21 protein-coding genes are annotated in these 25,055 nt (G+C 60.2%); 20 read left to right on the top strand and 1 reads right to left on the bottom strand.

All coding sequences use genetic code 11. The features are described from left to right. Nucleotides 1-82: 82 nt before the first annotated feature. Nucleotides 83-874 (bottom strand): phenylalanine 4-monooxygenase, encoded by a 792-nt coding sequence (gene phhA, locus BHC62_RS15305; protein WP_029292469.1) that lies wholly within the window; start codon nt 872-874, stop codon nt 83-85. A 277-nt stretch (nt 875-1,151) separates the two neighbouring features. On the opposite strand from phhA, the gene BHC62_RS15300 reads away from it, so the two are divergent. The 20 genes from BHC62_RS15300 to fliG all read left to right on the top strand — a co-directional run bounded on the left by BHC62_RS15300 (nt 1,152) and on the right by fliG (nt 25,046). Beyond that, entirely contained in the window at nt 1,152-2,714 is a 1,563-nt protein-coding gene (locus BHC62_RS15300; RefSeq protein WP_070995433.1) for a sigma-54-dependent transcriptional regulator, read from the top strand. A gap of 297 nt (nt 2,715-3,011) precedes the next feature. Further along, nucleotides 3,012-3,752 carry a flagellar basal body rod protein FlgF gene (locus tag BHC62_RS15295; RefSeq protein WP_029292474.1) on the top strand — a complete coding sequence of 247 codons (741 nt, stop codon included), beginning with the start codon at nt 3,012-3,014 and terminating at the stop codon, nt 3,750-3,752. 67 nt (nt 3,753-3,819) lie between these two features. Then, a complete protein-coding gene (gene flgG, locus BHC62_RS15290) occupies nt 3,820-4,605 on the top strand; it encodes a flagellar basal-body rod protein FlgG (protein WP_029292476.1) in 786 nt (261 codons plus the stop codon). Nucleotides 4,606-4,657: 52 nt separating this feature from the next. Next, nucleotides 4,658-5,353 carry a flagellar basal body L-ring protein FlgH gene (flgH, locus tag BHC62_RS15285; protein WP_070995432.1) on the top strand — a complete coding sequence of 232 codons (696 nt, stop codon included), beginning with the start codon at nt 4,658-4,660 and terminating at the stop codon, nt 5,351-5,353. Between the two features lie 27 nt (nt 5,354-5,380). Beyond that, the gene (locus BHC62_RS15280) at nt 5,381-6,469 is read left to right on the top strand and encodes a flagellar basal body P-ring protein FlgI (protein WP_029292480.1); all 1,089 of its coding nucleotides are present in this window, start codon (nt 5,381-5,383) and stop codon (nt 6,467-6,469) included. A gap of 10 nt (nt 6,470-6,479) precedes the next feature. Further along, complete coding sequence (flgJ, locus tag BHC62_RS15275; RefSeq protein WP_070995431.1) at nt 6,480-7,736, top strand: flagellar assembly peptidoglycan hydrolase FlgJ; 1,257 nt, start codon at nt 6,480-6,482, stop codon at nt 7,734-7,736. 10 nt (nt 7,737-7,746) lie between these two features. Beyond that, a complete protein-coding gene (gene flgK, locus BHC62_RS15270; RefSeq protein ID WP_029292484.1) occupies nt 7,747-9,771 on the top strand; it encodes a flagellar hook-associated protein FlgK in 2,025 nt (674 codons plus the stop codon). Nucleotides 9,772-9,785: 14 nt separating this feature from the next. Continuing rightward, the gene (locus BHC62_RS15265) at nt 9,786-11,405 is read left to right on the top strand and encodes a flagellar hook-associated protein 3 (RefSeq protein WP_070995430.1); all 1,620 of its coding nucleotides are present in this window, start codon (nt 9,786-9,788) and stop codon (nt 11,403-11,405) included. Between the two features lie 268 nt (nt 11,406-11,673). Continuing rightward, nucleotides 11,674-12,603 (top strand): ketoacyl-ACP synthase III, encoded by a 930-nt coding sequence (locus BHC62_RS15260; RefSeq protein ID WP_029292488.1) that lies wholly within the window; start codon nt 11,674-11,676, stop codon nt 12,601-12,603. A 402-nt stretch (nt 12,604-13,005) separates the two neighbouring features. Continuing rightward, nucleotides 13,006-14,718 carry a flagellin gene (locus BHC62_RS15255; RefSeq protein ID WP_070995429.1) on the top strand — a complete coding sequence of 571 codons (1,713 nt, stop codon included), beginning with the start codon at nt 13,006-13,008 and terminating at the stop codon, nt 14,716-14,718. 74 nt (nt 14,719-14,792) lie between these two features. After that, entirely contained in the window at nt 14,793-15,137 is a 345-nt protein-coding gene (locus BHC62_RS15250; RefSeq protein ID WP_029292493.1) for a flagellar protein FlaG, read from the top strand. Nucleotides 15,138-15,220: 83 nt separating this feature from the next. Beyond that, nucleotides 15,221-16,585 carry a flagellar filament capping protein FliD gene (gene fliD, locus BHC62_RS15245; RefSeq protein WP_070995428.1) on the top strand — a complete coding sequence of 455 codons (1,365 nt, stop codon included), beginning with the start codon at nt 15,221-15,223 and terminating at the stop codon, nt 16,583-16,585. Between the two features lie 127 nt (nt 16,586-16,712). After that, nucleotides 16,713-17,102, top strand: coding sequence for a flagellar export chaperone FliS (gene fliS, locus BHC62_RS15240; RefSeq protein ID WP_029292498.1), 390 nt, complete (start codon nt 16,713-16,715; stop codon nt 17,100-17,102). A gap of 25 nt (nt 17,103-17,127) precedes the next feature. Beyond that, a complete protein-coding gene (fliT, locus tag BHC62_RS15235) occupies nt 17,128-17,424 on the top strand; it encodes a flagellar protein FliT (protein WP_029292500.1) in 297 nt (98 codons plus the stop codon). 173 nt (nt 17,425-17,597) lie between these two features. Further along, nucleotides 17,598-19,073: a sigma-54 dependent transcriptional regulator gene (locus BHC62_RS15230; protein WP_029292502.1), complete on the top strand. Its 1,476-nt coding sequence runs from the start codon at nt 17,598-17,600 to the stop codon at nt 19,071-19,073. Between the two features lie 110 nt (nt 19,074-19,183). Further along, complete coding sequence (locus BHC62_RS15225) at nt 19,184-20,395, top strand: PAS domain-containing sensor histidine kinase (RefSeq protein WP_029292505.1); 1,212 nt, start codon at nt 19,184-19,186, stop codon at nt 20,393-20,395. A 6-nt stretch (nt 20,396-20,401) separates the two neighbouring features. Further along, the gene (locus tag BHC62_RS15220; RefSeq protein WP_070995427.1) at nt 20,402-21,781 is read left to right on the top strand and encodes a sigma-54 dependent transcriptional regulator; all 1,380 of its coding nucleotides are present in this window, start codon (nt 20,402-20,404) and stop codon (nt 21,779-21,781) included. 131 nt (nt 21,782-21,912) lie between these two features. Then, nucleotides 21,913-22,242, top strand: a complete 330-nt coding sequence (gene fliE, locus BHC62_RS15215) for a flagellar hook-basal body complex protein FliE (protein ID WP_029292509.1) — start codon at nt 21,913-21,915, stop codon at nt 22,240-22,242. A gap of 16 nt (nt 22,243-22,258) precedes the next feature. Continuing rightward, nucleotides 22,259-24,034: a flagellar basal-body MS-ring/collar protein FliF gene (fliF, locus tag BHC62_RS15210; protein WP_070995426.1), complete on the top strand. Its 1,776-nt coding sequence runs from the start codon at nt 22,259-22,261 to the stop codon at nt 24,032-24,034. Then, complete coding sequence (gene fliG, locus BHC62_RS15205) at nt 24,027-25,046, top strand: flagellar motor switch protein FliG (RefSeq protein WP_029292514.1); 1,020 nt, start codon at nt 24,027-24,029, stop codon at nt 25,044-25,046. Before fliF ends, fliG begins: the two co-directional genes overlap by 8 nt. Nucleotides 25,047-25,055: the final 9 nt, after the last annotated feature.

Raw genomic sequence — 25,055 nt, 5'->3', positions numbered from 1 at the left:
TGTGGAATTCGGTTGCCAGTGGCGTCACCCTAAAGCAACGCGCGGCCAGGGAACAGACTCACCTGGCCTTAAAAGCATCAGTTCAAGCCGCCTTGGGCTTGGGTGGGAACAGCGGCGCGTGCAGACCCAACTGCATACCGCGCTCGACCATGCCCATGATGTCTTCCTGCGCCACTTCAAACAGGCGCTTGAGGTTGGGCAGGGCGAAATACAGCGGTTGCAGGATGTCGATGCGATAAGGGGTGCGCATGGCTTCCAGCGGGTCAAAGGCTTGGTGTTTGGGCTCATCCGAGAGGCAGTACACCGTCTCTTTGGGTGACGACAGAATGCCGCCACCATAGATGCGTCGACCTTCAGGGGTGTCCACCAGGCCGAACTCGATAGTCATCCAGTACAGGCGCGCCAGGTACACGCGCTGCTCCTTGGTGGCGGCGAGGCCGAGCTTGCCGTAGGTGTGGGTGAATTCGGCGAACCAGGGGTTGGTCAGCAGTGGGCAGTGGCCGAAAATCTCGTGGAAAATATCCGGTTCTTGCAGGTAATCCAGCTCTTCACGGGTACGAATAAAGGTCGCTACCGGAAACTGCTTGTTGGCGAGCAATTCAAAGAACGTCTGGAAGGGGATCAGCGCCGGCACCCGCGCCACTTGCCAGCCGGTGGTTTGGGCTAGCACTTTGTTGATTTCGGCCAGTTGCGGAATACGATCGTGGGGCAGGCCGAGCTTGTCGATGCCGTCCAGGTATTCCTGGCAGGCGCGACCCTCGATCACTTTCAGTTGGCGAGTGATCAGGGTGTTCCACACCGCATGTTCTTCGGGCGGGTAGTGGATAAAACCTTGCGCATCGGGCTCGCGGGCCACGTAGTGCGTCTGCTTCATACGGCTCTCCTGCTAGGCATTCGTTCTTGTTATGTCCTGCTATGGCCTTATTGATACTCCGCCTGGCGGTGGATTCCACCTGTCATTAGGGCAGGGCTGTAGGAAAATTCACCGATTATCGTAAAGTATTCGTTACGGATTAGGCATGGCGCACGCTGCATTGTGATTTTCGGATGGGAAAAGGTCGTTGGCTGTCACATAATCTTGACGACTATCTGCGTGCGGCGACAAAAAGACGCAGCTCGATCAGCTCTCCTACAACAAACCGGGCCTTTACATGCGTATCAAAGTGCATTGCCAGAACCGCATCGGCATCCTGCGGGACATTCTCAACCTGCTGGTGGAATACGGCGTCAACGTGGCCAAGGGCGAGGTCGGTGGCGAGCATGGCAATGCCATTTACCTGTACTGCCCGAACCTGGTGAACATGCAGTTCCAGGCCCTGCGCCCGCAGTTCGAGGCGATCGCCGGGGTATTTGGCGTCAAGCGGGTAGGGCTGATGCCCAGCGAGCGTCGGCACATGGAACTCAACGCCTTGCTCGGAGCGTTGGAATTCCCGGTGCTGTCCATCGACATGGGCGGCTCGATTGTCGCGGCCAACCGCGCTGCGGCGCAGTTGCTCGGGGTGCGGGTGGACGAAGTGCCGGGCATTCCCTTATCGCGCTACGCCGAGGACTTCGACCTGCCGGAACTGGTGCGCGCGAGCAAGTCGCGGATCAATGGCCTGCGGGTCAAGGTCAAGGGCGATGTGTTCCTGGCCGATATCGCCCCCTTGCAATCCTCCGAGCATGACGACAGCGAAGCCATGGCTGGCGCCGTGTTGACCTTGCACCGTGCCGACCGTGTCGGTGAGCGTATCTACAATGTGCGCAAGCAGGAGTTGCGCGGCTTCGACAGCATTTTCCAAAGCTCCAAAGTGATGGCCGCGGTGGTGCGTGAAGCGCGGCGCATGGCGCCCCTCGACGCGCCTCTATTAATAGAAGGTGAAACCGGCACCGGCAAGGAGCTGCTGGCACGCGCTTGTCACCTGGCCAGCCCGCGCGGGCAGTCTCCGTTGATGGCGCTCAATTGCGCGGGGTTGCCGGAGTCGATGGCCGAGACCGAGCTGTTTGGCTACGGCCCCGGCGCATTTGAAGGGGCGCGTGCAGAGGGCAAGCTCGGGCTGCTGGAGCTGACGGCAGGCGGTACGTTGTTTTTGGATGGCGTGGGCGAAATGAGCGCGCGGTTGCAGGTGAAATTGCTGCGCTTTCTGCAGGATGGCTGCTTCCGCCGTGTAGGCAGCGATGAAGAGGTCTACCTGGATGTGCGGGTGATCTGCGCGACCCAGGTGGACTTGTCGGAACTGTGTGCCCGCGGGGAGTTTCGCCAGGACCTGTATCACCGGCTCAACGTGTTATCGCTGCATATCCCGCCGCTGCGCGAATGCCTTGACGGTTTACCGCCGCTGGTCGAGCACTTTATCGACCAGGCCAGCCGCCTGATTGGCTGCCCGCTGCCCAAGCTGGCGCCGGCGGCCATGGAGCGGCTCAGTCACTACCATTGGCCGGGTAACGTGCGGCAGTTGGAAAACGTGCTGTTCCAGGCGGTGTCGTTGTGTGAGGGCGGGACGGTCAAGGCTGAGCATATTCGCCTGCCGGACTACGGCGTGCGCCAGCCCCTTGGCGATTTCTCCCTGGAGGGTGGGCTGGAGGAGATTGTCGGGCGGTTTGAAAAGGCGGTGCTGGAGAGCCTGTATGCCGAGCATCCCAGCAGTCGGTTGTTGGGTAAGCGCCTGGGTGTATCCCACACCACCATCGCCAATAAACTGCGCGATTACGCAGTGCTCAAGGCCGACAAATAAACCCCTGACACAACGGGATTAAAAATGTGGGAGCGGCGGTGCGACGATTCGACTTGCTCGCTCCCACACAAGCCCACTCCCCATTGAATTTGTATAGCTGCCAAGACCGCTGTTTGCCGCAACCGGCAGAACTCCGCCGTTTTTCCGACTCGTCCTGCCCCTCCGATAATCCTCGATACGCCCCAACCCCTTGCCCCGCCTGGCTTTCCCCGGCTTTTAAAAAGTTGGTGCGCAAATTGCTAAAGACTCCTCAGTACATCGGTGGGCGGCAAACGTCCGTCAGTAAGAGGAATGAGCGTGGACAAGTACCTTTATGTGGCAATGACCGGCGCCAGCCAGAATGCACTGGCGCAAAAGGCCCATGCCAACAACCTGGCGAACATTTCCACCAACGGTTTTCAGCGTGACCTGGAGCAGGCCCGCTCGATGCCGGTGTTTGGTGACAGCTTTCCGGCGCGGGCGTTTGCCCTGACCGAGCGGCCGGGCACTGATTTTTCCCCTGGCTCGATGGTCGAGACCGGTCGTGACCTGGACGTTGCCGTCGGCGGCGATGGCTGGATCGCGGTGCAGACCCCCGATGGTGGCGAAGCCTACGTGCGTACCGCCAGCATGAATATCGATGCGCTCGGCGTCCTGCGGGCCGGCAACGGCATGCCGATCATGGGCAATGGCGGGCCGATTTCCGTGCCGCCCGAGCAGAAGGTCGAAATCGGCGAAGACGGCACCATCAGCATCCGCGCCATGGGCGAAGGCCCGCGGGTGATGGCTGAAGTGGACCGCATCAAGCTGGTCAAGCCAGACCTGGCCAACATGACCAAGGGCCTGGACGGCGCGATCCACACCAAGGACGGCCAGCCCGCGGTGGCCGATGCCAGCGTCAAGGTGAACTCGGGCTTTTTGCAGTCGAGCAACGTCAATGCCGTCGAAGAAATGACCGCGGTGCTGGCTTTGTCCAAGCAATTCGAATTGCACGTGAAAATGATGAACAGCGCCAAAGAAGACGACCAGGCCATGACCCGCGTCATGCAGATGAGCTGATTGCAGCGCCACTGACCACCAATTTCGTAACGCGGCGCCAACAAACAGGCGCACGAAGGAGAACAGCATGCTTCCGGCTCTATGGGTTGCCAAAACCGGTCTGTCCGCCCAGGACACTAACTTGACCGTTATTTCCAACAACCTGGCGAACGTTTCGACCACGGGCTTCAAACGTGATCGCGCCGAGTTCCAGGACTTGCTCTATCAGATCAAGCGCCAGCCGGGTGCGCAGTCGACCCAGGACAGCGAATTGCCGTCGGGCCTGCAAGTGGGTACGGGTGTGTCCATCGTCGGCACCCAGAAGAACTTCACCGCCGGTAACCTGCAACAGACCGGGCAGCCGCTGGACATGGCGATCAATGGCCGTGGGTTCTTCCAGATCCTGCAACCGGATGGCACTACTTCCTACACCCGTGACGGCACCTTCCACCTGGATTCCAACGGCCAGGTCGTGACCGCCAACGGCTTTGCCCTAGAGCCGGCGATTGTCGTGCCCAACGATGCCCAGACCTTCACGGTCGGCGCCGACGGCACCGTGTCCGTCACTATCGCCGGCAACCCAGCGTCGCAAGTGATCGGCAACCTGCAGACCGCCGACTTCATCAACCCGGCCGGCCTGCAAGCCACCGGTAACAACCTGTTCCTGGAAACCGCCGCCAGCGGCGCGCCGCAAGTCGGCACCCCGGGCCTCAACGGGTTTGGCACCACCCTGCAACGCACCCTGGAAACCTCCAACGTCAGCACCGTGGAAGAGATGGTCAACATGATCACCACCCAGCGTGCCTACGAGATGAACTCCAAGGTGATCTCCACCGCCGACCAGATGCTTTCGTTCGTTACGCAGAATCTGTAATCCAGTCTATGGGGCGCTCATAAGGCGCCTGCAACACCGTGAGGTAAGGGTCATGAGTCGCTTTGTTTCTGTTCTGGCATTGAGTGGGATTGCCGTGCTCGCGGGCTGTGTCGCCCCGGCGCCAAAACCCAATGACCCGTACTACGCGCCGGTGTTGCCGCGCACGCCGCTGCCTGCCGCCGCCAACAACGGTTCGATCTACCAGGCCGGTTTCGAACAGAACCTGTACAGCGACCGCAAGGCATTCCGGGTCGGGGACATCATCACCATCACCCTGAACGAGCGCACCACAGCGAGCAAGAACGCCAACTCCCAGGTGGCCAAGAACAGCAAGACCGGCATCGGCCTGACCTCGCTGTTTGGCGGTGGCTTGAACACCAACAACCCGTTGGGCAGTGGTGACTTGAGCCTGGACGTGGGCTACAGCGGCGACCGCGCCACCAACGGCAGCAGCAAGGCCGGGCAGGGCAACAGCCTGGTGGGCTCGATCACGGTGACGGTGGCCGATGTACTGCCCAACGGCATCATTGCCGTGCGCGGCGAAAAATGGATGACCCTCAACACCGGTGACGAACTGGTGCGCATTGCCGGCATGGTGCGGGCTGACGATATCGCCACCGACAACACCGTGCCTTCCACGCGGATCGCCGATGCACGCATTACCTATTCGGGTACGGGTTCGTTTGCCGACGCCAGTCAGCCGGGTTGGTTTGACCGTTTCTTCCTTAGCCCGCTGTTCCCTTTCTAGGTGATCACTTTGAATCTCAAACAGCTGATGGCAGCGGTGTTGTTGCTCTCCCTGAGCGTCGCTGCCCAGGCCGAACGCCTGAAGGACATCGCCAGTATTTCCGGGGTGCGCACCAACCAGTTGATCGGTTACGGCCTAGTGGTGGGCCTCAACGGTACGGGCGACCAGACCACCCAGACCCCGTTCACCCTGCAGACCTTCAACAACATGCTCTCGCAGTTCGGGATCAAGGTGCCGCCCGGCTCGGGCAACGTGCAGTTGAAAAACGTCGCAGCGGTGTCGATCAGTGCCGATCTGCCGGCGTTCTCCAAGCCAGGGCAGGTGGTGGACATCACCGTGTCGTCGATTGGTAACTCGAAAAGCCTGCGCGGCGGCACCTTGCTGATGACCCCGCTCAAAGGTATCGACGGCAACGTCTACGCCATCGCCCAGGGCAACCTGGTGGTGGGCGGGTTTGATGCTGAAGGTCGCGACGGTTCGAAGATCACCGTCAACGTGCCATCGGCCGGGCGGATTCCTGGCGGCGCCACGGTGGAACGCACCGTGCCCAGCGGGTTCAACCAGGGCAACAGCCTGACCCTGAACCTCAACCGTTCGGACTTCACCACCGCCAAGCGTGTGGTGGACAAGATCAACGACATGCTCGGCCCTGGTGTGGCCCAGGCCATCGATGGCGGTTCGATCCGTGTGACTGCGCCGCTGGACCCAAGCCAGCGTGTGGACTACCTGTCGATCCTGGAAAACCTTGAGGTTGATCCGGGTCAGGCGGTGGCCAAGGTCATCATCAACTCGCGTACCGGCACCATCGTGATCGGGCAGAACGTCAAGGTGTCACCAGCGGCCGTGACCCACGGCAGCTTGACCGTGACCATTACCGAAGACCCGATTGTCAGCCAGCCTGGGGCGTTCTCCAACGGCGAGACTGCCGTGGTCCCACGCTCGCGGGTCAATGCCCAGCAAGAAGCCAAGCCGATGTTCAAGTTCGGCCCCGGTACCACCCTGGATGAAATCGTACGAGCGGTGAACCAGGTGGGCGCGGCGCCCGGCGACTTGATGGCGATCCTTGAAGCCCTGAAACAGGCCGGCGCCTTGCAAGCCGACCTGATCGTGATTTGAGGCCCTAGTCATGGACATGCGCAAGAGCGGTATCGCCAGCACGGCCGACTCGGGGTCTTACTCGGACCTGAACCGGCTTAACCAGCTCAAGTTCGGCGACAAGAACAGCGAAGGCAACATGCGCAAGGTGGCGCAGGAATTCGAGTCGCTGTTTCTCAACGAGATGCTCAAGTCCATGCGCTCGGCCACCGATGCCCTGGGCAAGGACAACCCGCTGAACACCCCGGCGGCCAAGCAGTATCAGGAAATGTACGACCAGCAACTGGCCGTCTCGCTGTCCCGCGAGGGCGGCGGTATTGGCCTGGCGGACGTGCTGTTGCGCCAGATGCAAAAGAACAAGCCAATGGAAGGGCAAGCCTCGACCTTGCAGGGCCCGGACGCGGTCGAGAAGAAAGTCGATGTACCGACGCCGATTGCCGCCGGCACCCAGGCGGATGGCCCGCTGGGTCGTTCCAATGGTCAGCGCGCGCTGTGGGCGGCGCGGGTCGAGGTGGCGCCACGGGCCGATGACGGCACCCTGCGCAATGACATGGCGTTGATGAATCAGCGGCGCATTGCCTTGCCAAGCAAACTCACCGATCGCCTGCTGGCCGGTATCGTGCCGGGTGTCGAGGCGACGGGTGCGGCCAAGGCCGCACCACTGCGCAACAGTGCCGCCGAAGATGGCGTGATCAACGGTGCCGCGCGCACTTTTGCCGCCCGCGATTCGCGCATGCAGATCTACGGCCGTGCCGTGGCCCAGCCACCGCTGGCGCCGGCGAAAAAAGCCTTCAGCTCGCAAGACGAATTTGTCGCCACCATGCTGCCCATGGCCAAGCAGGCGGCCGAACGCATTGGCATCGACCCACGTTACCTGGTGGCCCAGGCTGCCCTGGAAACCGGTTGGGGCAAATCGGTGATGCGCCAGCAAGACGGCAGCAGCAGCCACAACCTGTTTGGCATCAAGGCAGGCCAAAGTTGGCAGGGCGCCCAGGCGCGGGCGATCACCAGTGAGTTTCGCAATGGCGAGATGGTCAAGGAAACGGCGCAGTTCCGTTCCTACGACTCTTACCAGGACAGCTTCCACGACCTCGTGACCTTGTTGCAAAGCAATGAAAGATATCAAGAAGTCCTGAAGTCGGCCGATAACCCGGAACAGTTTGTACGCGAGTTGCAAAAAGCCGGTTATGCAACGGATCCGGCGTACGCCAGCAAGATTTCGCAGATCGCCAAAACCATGAACAGCTATCAAAACTACGCTGCCGCTGGCGCATCCACTCATTTATAAGGTTTGAACCATGGGTTTGCTCAATATCGGGATGTCAGGACTCAATGCGGCTCAGGGATCGCTTGCGACCTTGAGTAACAACATTGCCAACGCCAAGACCCCTGGATACTCGCGTCAGCAGACCATGCAGACGGCCAACGGCATGTCCGGGGTCGGCGGGGTCTTTGTCGGCACCGGCACCACGCTGTCGGATGTGCGCCGGGTGTATAACCAGTTTCTTGACACCCAGTTGCAGACCACCACGTCGCTGAACTTCGACGCCAAGGCTTATCTGGACCAGATCGGCTCGGTGGACAAGCTGCTGTCCGATAAGTCCACCGGTGTCGGTGCGGCCTTGAACAGCTTCTTCGCCGCATTGCAGACGTCTTCGGCCAACCCCAGCGACAACTCCGCGCGCCAACTGGTATTGACCATTGCCCAGACCCTGGGCAATCGCTTCAACTCGATTGCCACCGAGCTGAACAAGCAAAAAGAAGGCATCAACAGCCAGCTGGAGACGATCACCGGCCAGGTCAACCAATTGACCTCTTCGATCGCCTCCCTCAATCAGCAGATTTTCCAGGCCAAGGGCCAGGGCAATGGCGAGCCGGCGAACCTGCTGGATGCGCGCAACGAAGCCGTGCGCTCGCTCAACGAGCTGGTTGGGGTCAAGGTCACTGAGTCGGACGGCCATTTCAATGTCTCCCTGGGCACTGGGCAGACCCTGGTTGCGGACGGTGTGTCGAACAAGCTGTCGGCGGTGCCGAGCAAGGATGACAAGAGCCAGTACTCGGTGGTGCTGACCACCGGCGGGCAAGCGATGGACGTCAGCTCAGTGATCAGCGGTGGCTCCATCGGCGGCCTGCTGCGTTATCGCCAGGACGTGTTGATGCCGGCCATCAATGACCTGGGGCGTACCGCCATGGTTGTCGGTGAAGCGGTCAATACCCAGTTGGGGCAGGGCCTGGACGCCAATGGGCAGTTCGGCGCCGCGCTGTTCAATGACATCAACAGCGTATTTGCCATTGGCCAGCGCAGTGTGGGCGGCTCGAACAACAGCGCGAACTCCGGCAACCTGAACGTCACGATCAAAGACACCAGCAAACTGAGCACCTTTGACTACAAGGTGACCTTCAGTGACGACAAGATGTACAGCGTCCTGCGTTCGGACGGTAAGTCCATGGGCCCCTTCGACGTCACCCAGACCCCTCCGGAAATCGACGGCTTCACCCTGGCCCTCGATGGCAAGGGCCCGGTAGCTGCGGGCGATACGTTCAAGGTCAGCCCGACCGCTGGCGGCGCGATGGACCTGAAGGTGGTGATGACCGACCCCAACAAGCTGGCGTTTTCTGCGCCGCTGCTGGCCGAGGGCAACAAAAACAACAGTGGTACTGGCGTGTTTGAGCCGCCGACCCTGACGCTGCCCCTGGACATCCATGGCGGCGCCGATACTGCGCAGCTGGAAGCGGCGATCAAGTCGTCGATGCCGGTCAAGATGACCTTTGGCGAGCGTGCCGCCGATGGCACCCAGAGCTATGTGATCAATAACGCGCAGGGCCAGCCTATTGGCACCGGCACCATCGTGCCGGGCCAGGACAACAAGCTGACGATCAAGGTGCCCTACGTCGACGCCGGCGGTAATGCGCAGACGTTCGGGGTGGACACCGTGATCCGTGGCGAGCCGAAGCCGGACGACAGCTACACCGTGTCGTTCAACAGCAGCGGCAAGCTCGACAACCGCAATGCCCTGCAATTGCTCGACCTGCAAACCCGCAAGACCGTGGGCGCCACTGATGGCAATGCGGGCGTGAGCATGAGCACCGCGTACAGCCAGTTGGTGTCGAGCGTCGGCGGCAAGGCCAGCCAGGCCAACGTCGACAACAGCGCGACCGGCGCCATGCTGGCGGCCGCCACGTCCAATCGCAGCTCCGTGTCCCAGGTCAACCTGGACGAGGAGGCCGGCGACATGATCCGTTTCCAGCAGTACTACACCGCGTCGTCGCAGATCATTAAAGCTGCGCAAGAAACCTTCAGCACGCTGATCAACAGTCTTTAAGGGAGTTTGAGACGATGCGAATCTCGACCGAACAGTATTTCAATACCACGACTGCGCGTTATACCAACAACTTCTCCAACGTCACCAAGACCCAGCAGCAGATCGACTCCGGCGTGCGTATCCAAACTGCGGCGGATGATCCGGTGGGCGCGGCGCGTTTGCTGCTGCTGCAACAGCAGCAGGACATGTTGGGGCAGTATGCGGGCAATATCAGCAGCATGAAGAACTCGCTTAATAGCGAGGAAAGCGTGCTTGCCAGTATCGACACCGCCCTGGCGCGCGCGGGTGAGCTGTCGCTCAAGGTGGCGGGCAAGGGCGGTGGCGGTATCAGCGATGATGACCGCAAGGCCGTTGCCGCCGAGATTGGTGAAATCGAAAAGCAGGTCTTGAGCCTGCTCAACAGCAAGGATTCGTCCGGCCATTACCTGTTTGCCGGCGGCAAGAGCGACACGCCGCCGTATGCGCGTAACAGCGACGGTACCTACAGCTATCAGGGCGACGAAACGCCCCTGAGCCTGAAGGTTTCCGACACCTTGTCGATGGTGGTCAATGACACCGGCAAATCGATCCTGGAAGGCACGGTCAATGCGGGCCGTACCCAGGCCACCGGCAGCGTCAACGACGGCAAGGTGCTGGTTTCGGGCGGCATCGTGACTTCGCCGTCGACCTACGACAGCAGCTTCACGGATGGCCAGCCGTACAAGCTGACCTTTATCAGCAGCACGGAGTACACCGTGTCGGATGCGGCGGGTAACGACATCACTGCGCAAACCCCGGGCAACGGCAAGTTCGATGCCACCAAGGAAGGCAGTGCTTCGGTCACCGTGCGCGGCGTGACCTTTGATGTCGACCAGAACCTGGGGGATGCCAAGCCCGGCGCTGAGGCTGACGCGGTGTACAAGGACCGTGAATTCACCCTGCAAAGCAAGCCGGACAGCTTCAGTGTCTCGCGTACGCCGAGCAACCAAACTGCGGCGCAGTTATCGGGCGGCACGGTCACCAGCCAGGCGGATTACAGCAGCACCTTCCCGAACAAAGGCGCGGTGATCAAATTTACCTCGACCACAGAGTACGAGGTGTATGCCCAGCCGATCACTGCCGACAGCAAGCCGGTTTCCAGCGGCACCGTGGTGCCTGGTACGCCAGCCCAGCCGGGGCCGCCGATTGTGCCTGCGACCCCAGCCAGCATCACGGCAGCTGGTGTTAAGTTCGACATCACCGGCGCACCCGACTCCGGTGACCAGTTTGCGGTGGGCTCCAATACCCACAAGACGCAAAGTGCCCTGGATACCCTCAGCCAACTGCGCCAGGCCCTGGAAACCCCGTCCGACGGTGATCCGATTGCCCAGGCCAAGCTGACCGATGTGGTCAATGCTGCCATTACCAACATCAAGGCCTCCCAGGCCCAGGTTGATGGGGTGCGCGGCTCCATTGGCGCGCGGATGAACTCGCTGTCGATCCAGGAAACGGAGAACACCAGCATGGTGCTGGCCAACAAATCGACCACCGCCGCCATCGGTGATACCGATGTGGCAACGGCCTCGATTGACCTGGCGTTCCAGAAGGCAATGCTCGAGGCCTCGCAACTGGCCTTTGTGAAAATCTCCCAGTTGAGCCTGTTCAGCCGCATGTAATCGGCCCGGCAAGACACGACGGCCCACCCTGGAAACAGGCTGGGCCGTTGTCGTTTCTGGCGCAGGCTTTTAAACAAAGCGCACAAAAATGAGTGACCTATGAGTCATAAAGCGCATCTTCACTGTATCGTGTGAAAAGGCCAGACCGCTTTCCAGGCTTTGGCTTCGGTAGTTTCGGCGGGTTTTTGCGGGGTTATCCCCTTTATTGTCAGCGCTCCTGAAGGGTTTTCAGGGGTGTTCTCCAGCTATTTTGTATTGGGAAGCCACAATGATTGGCATAAAAAGCATCGCCAGCTACGTGCCGGCAGAAGGGCTGGACAACTACGCCCAGGGTGCCAAATTCGCCAAGGATGAAGAATTCATCATTGGCAAGATCGGCTCGGCATTCCTGCCGCGCAAGGATGCTGCACAGGAAACCTCGGATTTGTGCGTCGAGGCGGTCAATGCCTTGTTTGCCAACAACCCCGAGCTCAAGCGTGAGTCGATTGACGCGCTGATCGTCGTGACCCAGAACGGCGACGAAGAAGGGCTGCCGCACACCGCCGCCATCGTCCAGGACAAGCTGGGCCTGCCGACCCACGTCGCTGCCTTCGATATTTCCCTGGGCTGCTCCGGCTACGTCTACGGTATTTACGCGATGAAGGGCTTCATGGAAGCCGCCGGCCTGAAAAACGGCCTGCTGGTGACCGCCGACCCGTACTCGAAGATCGTCGACCCGGAAGACCGCAACACCACCATGCTGTTCGGCGACGCCGCCACCGCTACCTGGATGGGCGAAGACGCCACCTGGCAGTTGGGCAAGGCCAAGTTCGGTACCGACGGTTCCGGCGCACCGCATTTGAAGGTCAGTGATGGCGTGTTCTTCATGAACGGCCGCCAGGTGTTCAACTTCGCCCTGCTCAAGGTGCCAGCGCACCTGCACGAGTTGCTCAACGAGTCGGACCTGAAGGCCGATGATATTGACGCGTTCTGCATCCACCAGGGCAGTGCGGCGATTGTCGACGCCGTGGCCCGGCGTTTTGAAGATGCGCCGGTGGAGAAGTTCATCAAGGACATGGTCGAGACCGGTAACACCGTGTCGTCGAGCATTCCGCTGCTGCTGGAAAAGCACGTGATGGACGCCGAGTGGAAGCGCGTGGCCATCAGTGGCTTTGGTGTTGGCCTGTCGTGGGGCTCGGCGATTATCTATCGGCCGTGATGCTCTAATAGGCTGCACAAAAAAACGCCCATGATCGAAAGATCATGGGCGTTTTTTTGTGCCTCTACCCTGTAGGAGCGAGCTTGCTCGCGAAGAACCTGAGGGCGCCGCGTGCATTCTGAATGCCCGCGTCATCGTTAACGTTTTTCGCGAGCAAGCTCGCTCCTACAAGGGGGGCAGTCTTGAAGGCGAAGTTTTGGCGCCAGTATCCCGTGATTGCTGGCGTTTCACGCCTCTATAAGGTCTTGAAATGCAAGGGATGGCACAGGGCTAGTAAAAAAAATCAAAAAAATCCTCAAGCAACCTGCTTTCACGACGATAACTATTACGAAGGTTCTCTAGGCCACACCCGGCGGTTGCCAGGGCCGGAAGCCGCAGTATCCAACTCACGAGGATTTCGTCATGGCAATGTCCGTAAACACCAACATCACTTCCCTGGGCGTCCAGAAGAACCTGAACAAAGCATCCGACGCTTTGAGCCAGTCGATGAACCGTCTGTCTTCCGGCCTGAAAATCAACAGCGCTAAAGACGACGCCGCTGGCATGCAGATCGCCAACCGTCTGAACAACCAGGTCAAAGGCCTGAACGTTGCCATCGCTAACGCCAACAACGGTGTTTCGATCGCCCAGACCGCTGAAGGCGCAATGCAAGAATCCACCAACACCCTGCAGCGTCTGCGTGAACTCGCCCTGCAAGCGGCGAACGGTGATAAAAGCGACGCTGACCGTGTTTCCCTGCAACAAGAATTCACCGCTAAAATCGGCGAGCTGACCCGTATCTCCAACACCACTACTTTCGGTGGTCGTAACCTGCTGGACGGTTCGTTCAACAACGTAGCGTTCCAGATCGGCGCCAATGCCAACGAGACTATCTCGTTCGGTATGACCGACATCAGCGCTACCGCTCTGAAGGGCGAGTACAGCGAAGCGACCTTCGGCGGTAAGGCGATGGAAGGTTTGAGCGCTACAGCCACTGGCTCGGTTCTGGGTACTGCCACTGTAAATGGTACTGGTGTAACCGACACAGCAGCTCTTGCCGCTACTGATAAAATCAGCATTAACGGCACGGAAATCACCTTTGCTGTGGCTGCAGCCGCCACTGGTGGCGGTACTGTAGCTTCTGAAGCTCTGGCTAAAATCAACGCCCAAAAAGATACTACTGGCGTGACTGCAACGCTGGACGGCGCCAATAAACTTGTCCTCACTTCTAGCCAAGCGATCAAGCTGGAAAACGTGGGCGCTGGCACTACTCTGAGCACTATCGGCCTGACCGCCGGCACGACACCTAGCAATCCTTCTGTCGCGCTGAAAGAAACTGATGCTTTGGGTAAAGCCGGTGAGATCACCGTTAACGGTACAGCGGTTAAGTGGGACGCGGGCGATACAGTTAAGAGCGTATTGGATACCATTACTGCTCTAGATGGTATCGACACTGCCTCTATCAAAGATGGTCGTATCTCGATCACCTCTGAAGATGGCAAAGATGTCAAGCTAACCAACACCGCAAGCGGCTCGCTGTCGCAGCTGGGTCTGTCGGCTGGTACCTCCCAGGCCAAACTGACTGCTGATACTTCGGTTTCGCTGAATGGCGTTGAAGTGAAGTTCAAGAAGGGTGACACCGCTGACGCAATCGTTTCTTCGATAAACAGTGCAAGCACCGGTGTGAACGCCAGCAAAAACGCTGACGGTAGCCTGGCTCTGTTCTCCAAGAAAGATATTGTCATCGCTGACGGCAGCGCGGGCACTGGCCTGACTGCTCTGGGCCTGACCGCTGGCACCACTGCTTCCACTACGTTGGAAACTACTGTCGCCGACCTGAGCATCCTGACTGCGGCCAGCTCGCAACAAGCTATCCAGGCTCTGGACGGCGCCATGCAGCAGATCGACAGCCAGCGTTCGCAGCTGGGTGCGGTGCAAAACCGTTTCGCCAGCACCGTGGCCAACCTGCAGAGCATTTCGCAGAACTCCTCGGCTGCCAAAGGCCGCGTAGAAGACGCTGACTTCGCTTCCGAAGCCGCTGAACTGACCAAGCAACAAACCCTGCAACAGGCTTCCACTGCGATCCTGTCCCAGGCCAACCAACTGCCATCCGCTGTACTGAAGCTGCTTCAGTAATATCGGCTAGCGGTTAATCAACGGGAGGGTGCGTCTAACGTGCCCTTCCGTTTTTTCAGTTTGGAGGTGATGACATGGACATGAGCATCAAGCTGAACGCGTCTTACCCGGCTGCCACTACCCAGGCTCCTACCGCGACTGCGACACAGGCCAAGCCTGTCCAGCAGGCCGAGGCCGAGCCCGCCGAGGAGCCGCAGCGCGTGGCACTGGAAAAAGCTGTTACCGATATGCGTGAGTTTGTGCAGGCTTCACAGCGCAACCTGGATTTTTCCATCGATGACTCCACTGGCAAAGTGGTGGTCAAGGTGATCGCCACCGACAGTGGTGAAGTGATTCGACAGATTCCATCGGAGACTGCGCTGAAGTTGGCGCAGAACCTGAGCGATGCCAGCAGCCTGTTGTTTGATACAAAGGCCTGAGTTGGCACGAAACATGTTTCTGATTGCCGCTTGGGCGTTCGTACGCCAAAAAAGCGGCAACCGCAGGACAAGGAGAGTAGCAAATGGCTAGTTCAACGATTTCCGGCCCAGGTTCGGGCTACGACACCCAAGCCATCGTCAAGGCGTTGGTGGGGGCCGAACGTGCGCCCAAAGAGGCGCAGATCACCGCCCAGCAGAAAGACGCCACCGTCAAGCTGTCGGCCGTGGGCTCGGTGAAAACGGCGCTGGAAGCCTACCAGGCGGCAATCACCAAGTTGAACAACCAGTCCGCCTTCAATGGCTTGGCCGCCACTACCTCCGAAGAAAAAAACGCCAAGGTCACCCTCGGTGACGGCGCGGCACCCGGCAAATACACCCTTGAGGTCAAGAACCTGGCGACCTCGTCGAAGGTCTCCAGCAAAGTGATCGAAGGTGGCGCCTCGGGCAAAGCCAACGCCAGCGATGAAACTCAGACGCTGACGATTACCCAATCGGGTAAGAGCTACGATGTATTGGTGGCAGGTGGTGCGACCCTGCAAGAGGTCCGTGAATCCATCAATACCCAGCTCTCAGCCCAAGGTATCAGCGCCAACGTACTGAGTGACTCCAATGGCGGGCGCTTGGTCCTGACCTCCAGTAACAGTGGTGTAGGCACCGACATCACCCTTAGTGGTAATTCGGAGCTGGCGGTCGGTTATGACAAGGGTAAAGCGCCGGTAAACGCCATCTACTCCATCGATGATGTCCAGATGGAGTCCACCAGCAACAAGATCACCTCCGCGATCAGCGGCGTGACCCTGGAGCTGCTGGATGGCGACCTGACCAAGAAGGTCACACTGACCGTAGCCAGCAACACCGACACCCTGAAGACCTCGGTGCAGTCGTTCGTCACCGCCTATAACACGCTGATGACTGCCATCAACACCCAGACCAAGGTCACCGCCACTGGCGATGCCTCGACCACCACGGCGGGCGCCCTGACCGGCGATGCGTCGATGCGTCAGTTGGTATCAAGTCTGCGCTCTGAGCTGGTCAATGGTTCGGGGGCGGGCAGTATAAGCAGCCTAGCCCAGATGGGCATTACCACGGACCAGAAAACCGGCTTGCTAAGCCTGGAAGACAAAGCGTGGGACAAGGCTGTGGTCAAGGGCGCAGGGGATATCGCCAAGATGTTCACCGGCGATACCGGTTTGATTACGCGCATGAACAAGGCGACCAACAGCTATGTCGGCTCCACTGGCACCTTGGCAACCCGTGCGACGGATCTCAACACCAAGCTGACCGACCTGACCACCGAGAAGGCTGACTTGGATCGTCGTATGGAAGCCCTGCAAAAATCCCTGTCGGCCAAGTACACCGCCATGGACACCATGATCGCGCAGATCAACGCCAGCAGCTCCAGCATCATGACTACCCTCAACTCGCTGAACAATCCGAAGTCGAGCTGATAAGTGGCATGCCAGGGGCTCTGAAAAAGAGCCCTGGCAGCCGGTGAGGGATTAAAGTTTTTCTCGGCACAGTCGAAAAACTATTTAAGCAAACCTATTCGACTGTGGCCTGTAACGAGGTAGCAACATGAACCCTATGAGAGCCCTTCGCCAATACCAGAAGGTCAATTCCCACGCTCAAATCTCCGAAGCCAGCCCGCACCGTCTGGTGCAGATGCTGATGGAAGGCGGTCTCGATCGCATGGCTCAGGCCAAGGGTGCGTTGAGTCGTGGTGATATCGCCCAGAAAGGGCTGATGCTGGGCAAGGCGATTGAAATCATCTCCGGTTTGCGCGATGGTCTGGAGCCGGAAAAAGCCGAGGATCCAGCGGCAGTGCAGCAACTGGATGCGTTGTACGAGTACATGAGTAACCGCTTGGTTGAGGCCAATGGCGTCAACGATGCCGACATGATCGACGAAGTCGCACGCTTGTTGATTACCGTCAAAAGTGGCTGGGATGCCATCGCTCCACAATAAGGCCGCCGGCCTTGAGGAACACAGCATGAGCCACGCACTGCAACGCATTGACGAAACCCGCGACGCCTTGATCGGTGCGCTGGCAGAACGCAATTGGGATGCTATCGGCGAGTTGGACATGGGTTGCCGCGCCTGTATCGACGAAGTGCTCAGTGAAGCGCCGGTGGACGAGGGTGCGCTGCGCGAGAAGCTGGAGAGCCTGTTGGTGGTCTACCAACAGCTGCTGGAGGTGACGACCGGCGAGCGCCAGGCGATATTTGAAGAGATGTCGCAGATCAACCAAGCGAAAAATGCGTCAAAGGTTTACCATCTGTTCGGCTGATCTGGCTCAGTTAATCCGAACATAGCGCGTCATAAATTTGACTGCTCGCATAATTTTGACTTAACTAGTGCTATTTTCAGACGTCAGGTAACCGTAGCGCAGAAAACGCCTACAGCTATCTAGATTGCCCCGATTCGAGGGCATTAGAGTTTTACTAGGGAAGTTGCTATTGCATGTGGCGTGAAACGAAAATTCTGCTGATTGATGACGATAGCGTCCGTCGCCGCGATTTGGCGGTGATTTTGAATTTTCTTGGTGAAGAAAATTTACCCTGCGGCAGCCACGATTGGCAGCAGGCCGTCAGCTCTTTGTCATCGAGCCGTGAAGTCATCTGTGTGCTGATCGGGACGGTAAACGCTCCTGGCGCAGTTCTTGGCCTGTTAAAGACACTCTCAACCTGGGATGAGTTCCTTCCCGTGTTGCTGATGGGCGATATTTCTTCCGTGGATTTGCCGGAAGACCAGCGCCGCCGTGTGCTTTCCACCCTGGAAATGCCCCCCAGCTACAGCAAATTGCTCGACTCCCTGCACCGTGCCCAGGTCTATCGCGAGATGTACGACCAGGCCCGCGAGCGCGGTCGTCACCGCGAACCCAACCTGTTCCGCAGCTTGGTCGGCACCAGCCGTGCGATCCAGCACGTGCGCCAGATGATGCAGCAAGTGGCCGATACCGACGCCAGCGTGCTGATCCTCGGCGAGTCCGGCACCGGCAAGGAAGTGGTCGCGCGCAACCTGCATTACCATTCCAAGCGTCGTGACGGACCTTTCGTGCCGGTCAACTGCGGGGCGATCCCGGCAGAGCTGCTCGAAAGCGAACTGTTCGGCCACGAGAAGGGTGCCTTTACCGGGGCGATCACCAGCCGTGCCGGGCGTTTTGAGCTGGCCAATGGCGGCACCCTGTTCCTCGACGAAATCGGCGATATGCCGTTGCCGATGCAGGTCAAGCTGCTGCGCGTGTTGCAGGAGCGCACCTTCGAACGCGTGGGCAGCAACAAGACCCAGAGCGTCGACGTGCGCATCATCGCGGCCACCCACAAGAACCTCGAAAGCATGATCGAGGTCGGCAGCTTCCGCGAAGACCTGTACTACCGCCTCAACGTATTCCCCATCGAGATGGCTCCGCTGCGCGAGCGTGTGGAAGACATCCCGTTGCTGATGAACGAGCTGATCTCGCGCATGGAGCACGAAAAGCGCGGCTCGATCCGTTTCAACTCCGCCGCAATCATGTCCCTGTGCCGCCACGGCTGGCCGGGCAACGTGCGCGAGTTGGCCAACCTGGTGGAACGCATGGCGATCATGCATCCGTACGGGGTGATCGGCGTGGTCGAGTTGCCGAAGAAATTCCGCTACGTCGACGACGAAGACGAGCAATTGGTGGACAGCCTGCGCAGCGACCTCGAAGAACGAGTGGCGATCAATGGCCATACCCCGGACTTCGGTGCCACCGCCATGTTGCCCCCCGAAGGCCTGGACCTTAAGGACTACCTCGGCAGCCTCGAACAAGGGCTGATCCAGCAGGCACTGGACGACGCCAATGGCATCGTCGCCCGTGCTGCCGAGCGCCTGCGCATCCGCCGCACCACGTTGGTGGAGAAGATGCGCAAGTACGGCATGAGCCGGCGTGAAGGTGATGAACAGGCGGATGATTGACGCCTGTTTTTTAACCTGCTGAAAAATAAGGATATTTTTTCCGGCACGGGTATTGCTATAGCACTCGCAACGTTCCGTTTAACTGACGGTCAGCCAAGCGAGAGAGCACGATGCCCCACGCCGCCCACCTTTCTTCAGTCCCTGACACCCAGGGACTTGTCCCGTCCGTAGAGCAGATCAGCCGGCAAGGGCTTGAGCAGGCGTTTTCGCTGTTCAGCCAGATGTCCAGCCAGTTGACAGACTCCTACAGCCTGCTGGAAGCCCGGGTTTCGGAGCTTAAGGGCGAGTTGGCGGTGGTCAGTGCCCAGCGCATGCAAGAGCTGGCCGAGAAAGAGCGCCTGGCCAACCGTCTGCAAAACCTCCTCGACCTGTTGCCCGGTGGCGTGATCGTGATCGACGACCAGGGCCGCGTGCGCGAAGCCAACCCAGCGGCCTGTGACCTGCTGGGCCTGCCGCTCGAAGGCGAGCTGTGGCGCCATGTCATCACCCGCTGCTTTGCCCCCCGTGAAGACGACGGCCACGAAATTTCCCTCAAGGACGGGCGCCGCCTGTCCATCGCCACCCGTTCCCTGGACGCCGAGCCTGGTCAATTGGTGCTGCTCAACGACCTGACAGAAACCCGTCACCTGCAAGACCAACTGGCGCGCCATGAGCGCTTGTCGTCCCTGGGGCGGATGGTGGCTTCGCTGGCGCATCAGATCCGCACGCCGTTGTCCGCTGCGTTGATCTACGCCAGCCATTTGACTGATGAGCAATTGCCGACCGCCACCCACCAGCGTTTTGCCGGGCGGCTCAAGGAGCGCCTGCATGAACTGGAGCACCAAGTGCGCGATATGCTGGTATTCGCCCGTGGCGAATTGCCGCTGACCGACCGGGTCACGCCCGCCGCCTTGATGCAGTCGCTGCAGGCCGCCGCCGCCACCCATGTACAGGAAGCCTCGGTACGCTGGCAGTGCGACAGCCATTGGGGCGAGCTGCTGTGCAATCGCGACACCCTGGTGGGCGCGCTGCTCAACCTGATCGAAAACGCCAGCCAGGCCAGCGGCCCGGGCGCGCGACTCAAAGTGCACCTGTACAGCCGCGAGCAAACCCTGCGCCTGTGCATCAGCGACAGCGGCAGTGGGATTGATCCAGCCGTGTTGCAGCGCCTGGGGGAACCTTTCTTTACCACCAAGACCAACGGCACCGGCCTGGGGCTGACCGTGGTCAAGGCAGTGGCCCGTGCCCATCAGGGAGAATTGCAGTTGCGTTCCCGTGTGGGGCGCGGCACCTGTGCATTGATAACGCTGCCGCTGTTTTCGGGCACGGCAAGCGCGGAGTAAGGATAAATGGCTATCAAGGTTTTACTGGTTGAAGACGATCGCGCCCTGCGTGAAGCACTGGCTGACACGCTGTTGTTGGCGGGCCATGACTATCGGGCGGTCGGTTCGGCCGAGGAAGCCTTGGAGGCGGTGGAGCAAGAGTCCTTCAGCCTGGTGGTCAGTGACGTCAACATGCCTGGCATGGACGGCCACCAGTTGCTCGGTCTGCTGCGGGCACGCCAGCCGCAACTGCCGGTGCTGTTGATGACCGCCCACGGCGCGGTAGAGCGCGCAGTCGATGCCATGCGCCAGGGCGCGGCAGATTACCTGGTCAAGCCATTCGAGCCCAAGGCCTTGATCGAGCTGGTGGCGCGCCATGCTCTCGGCGTCGTCGGGGCGGCAGACAGCGAGGGACCGATTGCCTGCGAACCGGCCAGTGCGCAACTGCTGGAGCTGGCGGCCAAGGTCGCCCGCAGCGATTCCACGGTGCTGATCTCCGGCGAGTCCGGTACCGGCAAGGAAGTGTTGGCGCGCTATATCCATCAGCAATCCCACCGCGCCAGCCAACCGTTTATCGCGATCAACTGTGCGGCGATCCCTGACAACATGCTCGAAGCCACCCTGTTCGGCCATGAGAAAGGCTCCTTTACCGGCGCCATCGCCGCCCAGGCCGGCAAGTTTGAGCAGGCCGATGGCGGCACCATCCTGCTCGACGAAATCTCCGAAATGCCCCTCGGCCTGCAAGCCAAGCTGCTGCGCGTGCTGCAAGAGCGCGAAGTGGAGCGGGTCGGCGCACGCAAGCCGATCCAGCTGGATATCCGCGTGGTCGCCACCACCAACCGTGACCTCGCCGGCGAAGTGGCGGCGGGGCGCTTTCGTGAAGACCTGTTCTACCGGCTCTCGGTCTTCCCGCTGGCCTGGCGCCCGTTGCGTGAGCGCCCGGCCGATATCGTGCCGTTGGCCGAACGCCTGTTGAACAAACACGTCAATAAAATGAAGCATGCCCAGGCGCGCCTGTCGGCCGAGGCCCAGGCCTGCCTGATCAGTTACCCATGGCCCGGCAACGTGCGTGAACTGGACAACGCGATCCAGCGCGCGCTGATTTTGCAGCAGGGCGGCCTGATCCAGCCCCAGGACTTCTGCCTGGCGGTCGGTGCCGGTACGGCGCCGATGCCAAGCCTAACCCCCGCGCCTTTGCAAAGCGCGCCGGCCGAGGCCGCCGGTGGCCTGGGCGACGACCTGCGCCGCCGCGAATTCCAGATGATTATCGACACGCTGCGTGCCGAACGTGGCCGCCGCAAAGAGGCTGCCGAGCGCCTGGGCATCAGCCCGCGCACCTTGCGCTACAAGCTGGCGCAAATGCGCGATGCGGGGATGGACGTGGAAGCGTTCCTTTTCGCCAGCTGAGATACACATCAGCTGACAAGGTTTGTCGGCTTTTCTTACGAGTTGCCATGGAGCTGGCACCCTTGTTGCTACCACCCCTACTAACCGCTGCGTAGTGTCAAAAAATTGCGGGTCGTCGGAGAGAGAAGTTCATGAGCCAAGGTGTTGAGTTCAATCGGTTGATGTTGGATATGCGATCCATGCAAATGGACGCCATGTCCCAGCCGAAATCCGTCGTGCAAGCGCCGGAATTGGGCCAAAGCAGCTTCGCCGATATGCTCGGTCAAGCCATCAACAAAGTCAGCGATACCCAGCAGGCGTCCAGCCAACTGTCGACCGCTTTCGAAATCGGCAAGAGTGGCGTCGACCTCACCGACGTGATGATCGCATCCCAGAAAGCCAGCGTTTCCTTCCAGGCCTTGACCCAAGTGCGCAACAAGCTGGTTCAGGCTTATCAAGACATCATGCAGATGCCGGTTTAAGGACGAGATTTAAGTCATGGCAGAAGCAGTCGTGGATAACGTACCCGCCAAGACAGACGGCAAGCCGCCGCTGTTTGGCCTGTCGTTCCTGGAAAACCTCTCCGAAATGACCATGTTGCGTCAGGTGGGCCTGATGGTCGGCCTGGCTGCCAGCGTGGCGATTGGTTTTGCCGTGGTGTTGTGGTCCCAGCAACCCGATTACCGGCCACTCTATGGCAGCCTGGCGGGGATGGATGCCAAGCAGGTCATGGAAACCCTGGCCGCCTCCGATATCGCCTATACCGTGGAGCCCAACTCCGGCGCCTTGCTGGTCAAGGCCGACGACGTCGCCCGTGCCCGCTTGAAGCTGGCCGGCGCCGGCGTGGCGCCGACCGACGGCAACATCGGTTTTGAGATTCTCGATAAAGACCAGGGCCTGGGCACCAGCCAGTTCATGGAAGCCACCCGCTACCGTCGCGGCCTGGAAGGCGAACTGGCGCGCACCATCGCTAGCCTGAACAACGTCAAGGGTGCCCGTGTGCACCTGGCGATCCCGAAAAGCTCGGTGTTTGTGCGCGACGAGCGCAAGCCCAGCGCTTCGGTATTGGTCGAACTGTTTGCCGGGCGCTCCCTGGAGCCTGGCCAGGTCCTGGCCATCGTCAATTTGGTGGCGACCAGCGTGCCTGAGCTGAGCAAGTCACAGATCACCGTGGTCGACCAGAAGGGCAACCTGCTCTCCGACCAGGCGGAAAACTCCGCGCTGACCATGGCCGGCAAGCAGTTCGACTACAGTCGCCGCATGGAAAGCATGCTCACCCAGCGTGTGCACAACATCCTGCAACCGGTACTGGGCAACGACCGCTACAAGGCTGAAGTGTCCGCCGATGTGGACTTCAGCGCCGTCGAGTCGACTTCCGAGCAGTTCAACCCGGACCAGCCGGCCCTGCGCAGCGAGCAATCGACCAGCGAACAACGCACTGCCGCCAATGGTCCTCCGCAAGGCGTACCCGGCGCCCTGAGCAATCAGCCGCCAGCGCCGGCCAGTGCCCCGCAAACCACCGGTGGCGCCGCCGCGACCGCCAGCGCGATCCAGCCCGGCCAGCCGCTGTTGGACGCCAATGGTCAGCAGATCATGGACCCGGCCACCGGCCAGCCGATGCTCGCGCCGTACCCCGCCGACAAGCGTTCGCAATCGACGAAAAACTTCGAACTGGACCGCTCCATCAGCCACACCAAGCAACAGCAAGGGCGCTTGAACCGCCTGTCGGTGTCGGTGGTGGTGGATGACCAGATCAAGATCAACGCCGCCAACGGTGAAACCACCCGCGCCCCGTGGACCGCCGATGAATTGGCGCGCTTCACCCGCCTGGTGCAGGACGCTGTGGGCTTCGATGCCAGCCGTGGCGACAGCGTCAGCGTGATCAACATGCCGTTCTCCCTGGAGCGCGGTGAGGTGATTGCCGATATTCCGTTCTACTCTCAACCCTGGTTCTGGGACATCGTCAAGCAAGTGCTGGGGGTGTTGTTCATCCTGGTGCTGGTGTTTGGCGTGCTGCGCCCTGTGCTCAACAACATCACCGGCCACGGCAAGAAGCAGCTGGCGCCGTTCGGCGATGTCGAGTTGGGTGGCATGGGCGGCCTGGATGGCGAACTGGCCAACGACCGCGTCAGCCTTGGCGGGCCGCAGAGCATTCTGCTGCCAAGTCCGAGCGAAGGGTATGACGCGCAGTTGAATGCAATCAAAAGTCTGGTGGCAGAAGACCCGGGTCGTGTGGCCCAGGTCGTGAAAGAGTGGATCAACGCAGATGAGTGATAATCGAGCCTCTGTTGCCAAGCTGACCCGGGTCGACAAAGCCGCCGTGCTGTTGCTGTCCCTGGGTGAGACCGACGCGGCCCAAGTGCTGCGCCATATGGGCCCCAAGGAAGTGCAACGGGTCGGCGTCGCCATGGCGCAGATGCGCAATGTGCACCGCGAGCAAGTCGAGCAGGTGATGAGCGAGTTCGTCGAGATCGTCGGCGACCAGACCAGCCTGGGCGTTGGCTCCGACAGCTATATCCGCAAGATGCTCACCTCGGCCCTGGGCGAAGACAAAGCCAACGGCCTGATCGACCGCATCCTGCTGGGCGGCAACACCAGCGGCCTCGACAGCCTCAAGTGGATGGAACCGCGAGCGGTGGCGGACGTGATCCGTTACGAGCACCCGCAGATCCAGGCGATTGTCGTGGCCTACCTGGACCCGGACCAGGCCGGCGAAGTGCTCGGCCATTTCGACCACAAGGTGCGCCTGGACATCATCCTGCGCGTCTCGTCGTTGAACACCGTGCAGCCAGCGGCCTTGAAAGAACTGAACACGATCCTGGAGAAGCAGTTCTCCGGCAACTCCAACGCTGCACGCACCACCCTGGGCGGTATCAAGCGCGCGGCCGACATCATGAACTTCCTCGACAGCTCGGTCGAAGGCCAGCTGATGGACTCGATCCGCGAGATCGACGACACCCTGTCGGTGCAGATCGAAGACCTGATGTTCGTGTTCAACAACCTCTCCGATGTCGACGACCGTGGCATCCAGGCGTTGCTGCGCGAAGTGTCCTCCGATGTACTGGTGCTGGCCCTCAAGGGCTCGGACGAGGGCGTCAAGGAAAAGATCTTCAAGAACATGTCCAAGCGTGCTTCCGAACTGCTGCGCGACGACCTCGAGGCCAAGGGCCCGGTGCGCGTCAGCGACGTGGAAACCGCGCAGAAAGAAATCCTCACCATTGCCCGCCGTATGGCCGAAGCCGGAGAAATCGTTCTCGGCGGGAAGGGCGGCGAAGAAATGATCTAAGGCGCAGCG

The organism is Pseudomonas sp. 06C 126 (assembly GCF_001855215.1).
In the GTDB taxonomy this organism is placed as follows: Bacteria; Pseudomonadota; Gammaproteobacteria; order Pseudomonadales; family Pseudomonadaceae; genus Aquipseudomonas; species Aquipseudomonas proteolytica.
Note: the sequence above shows the minus strand (reverse complement) of the source record. Positions and strands in the feature narration are given on the sequence as shown.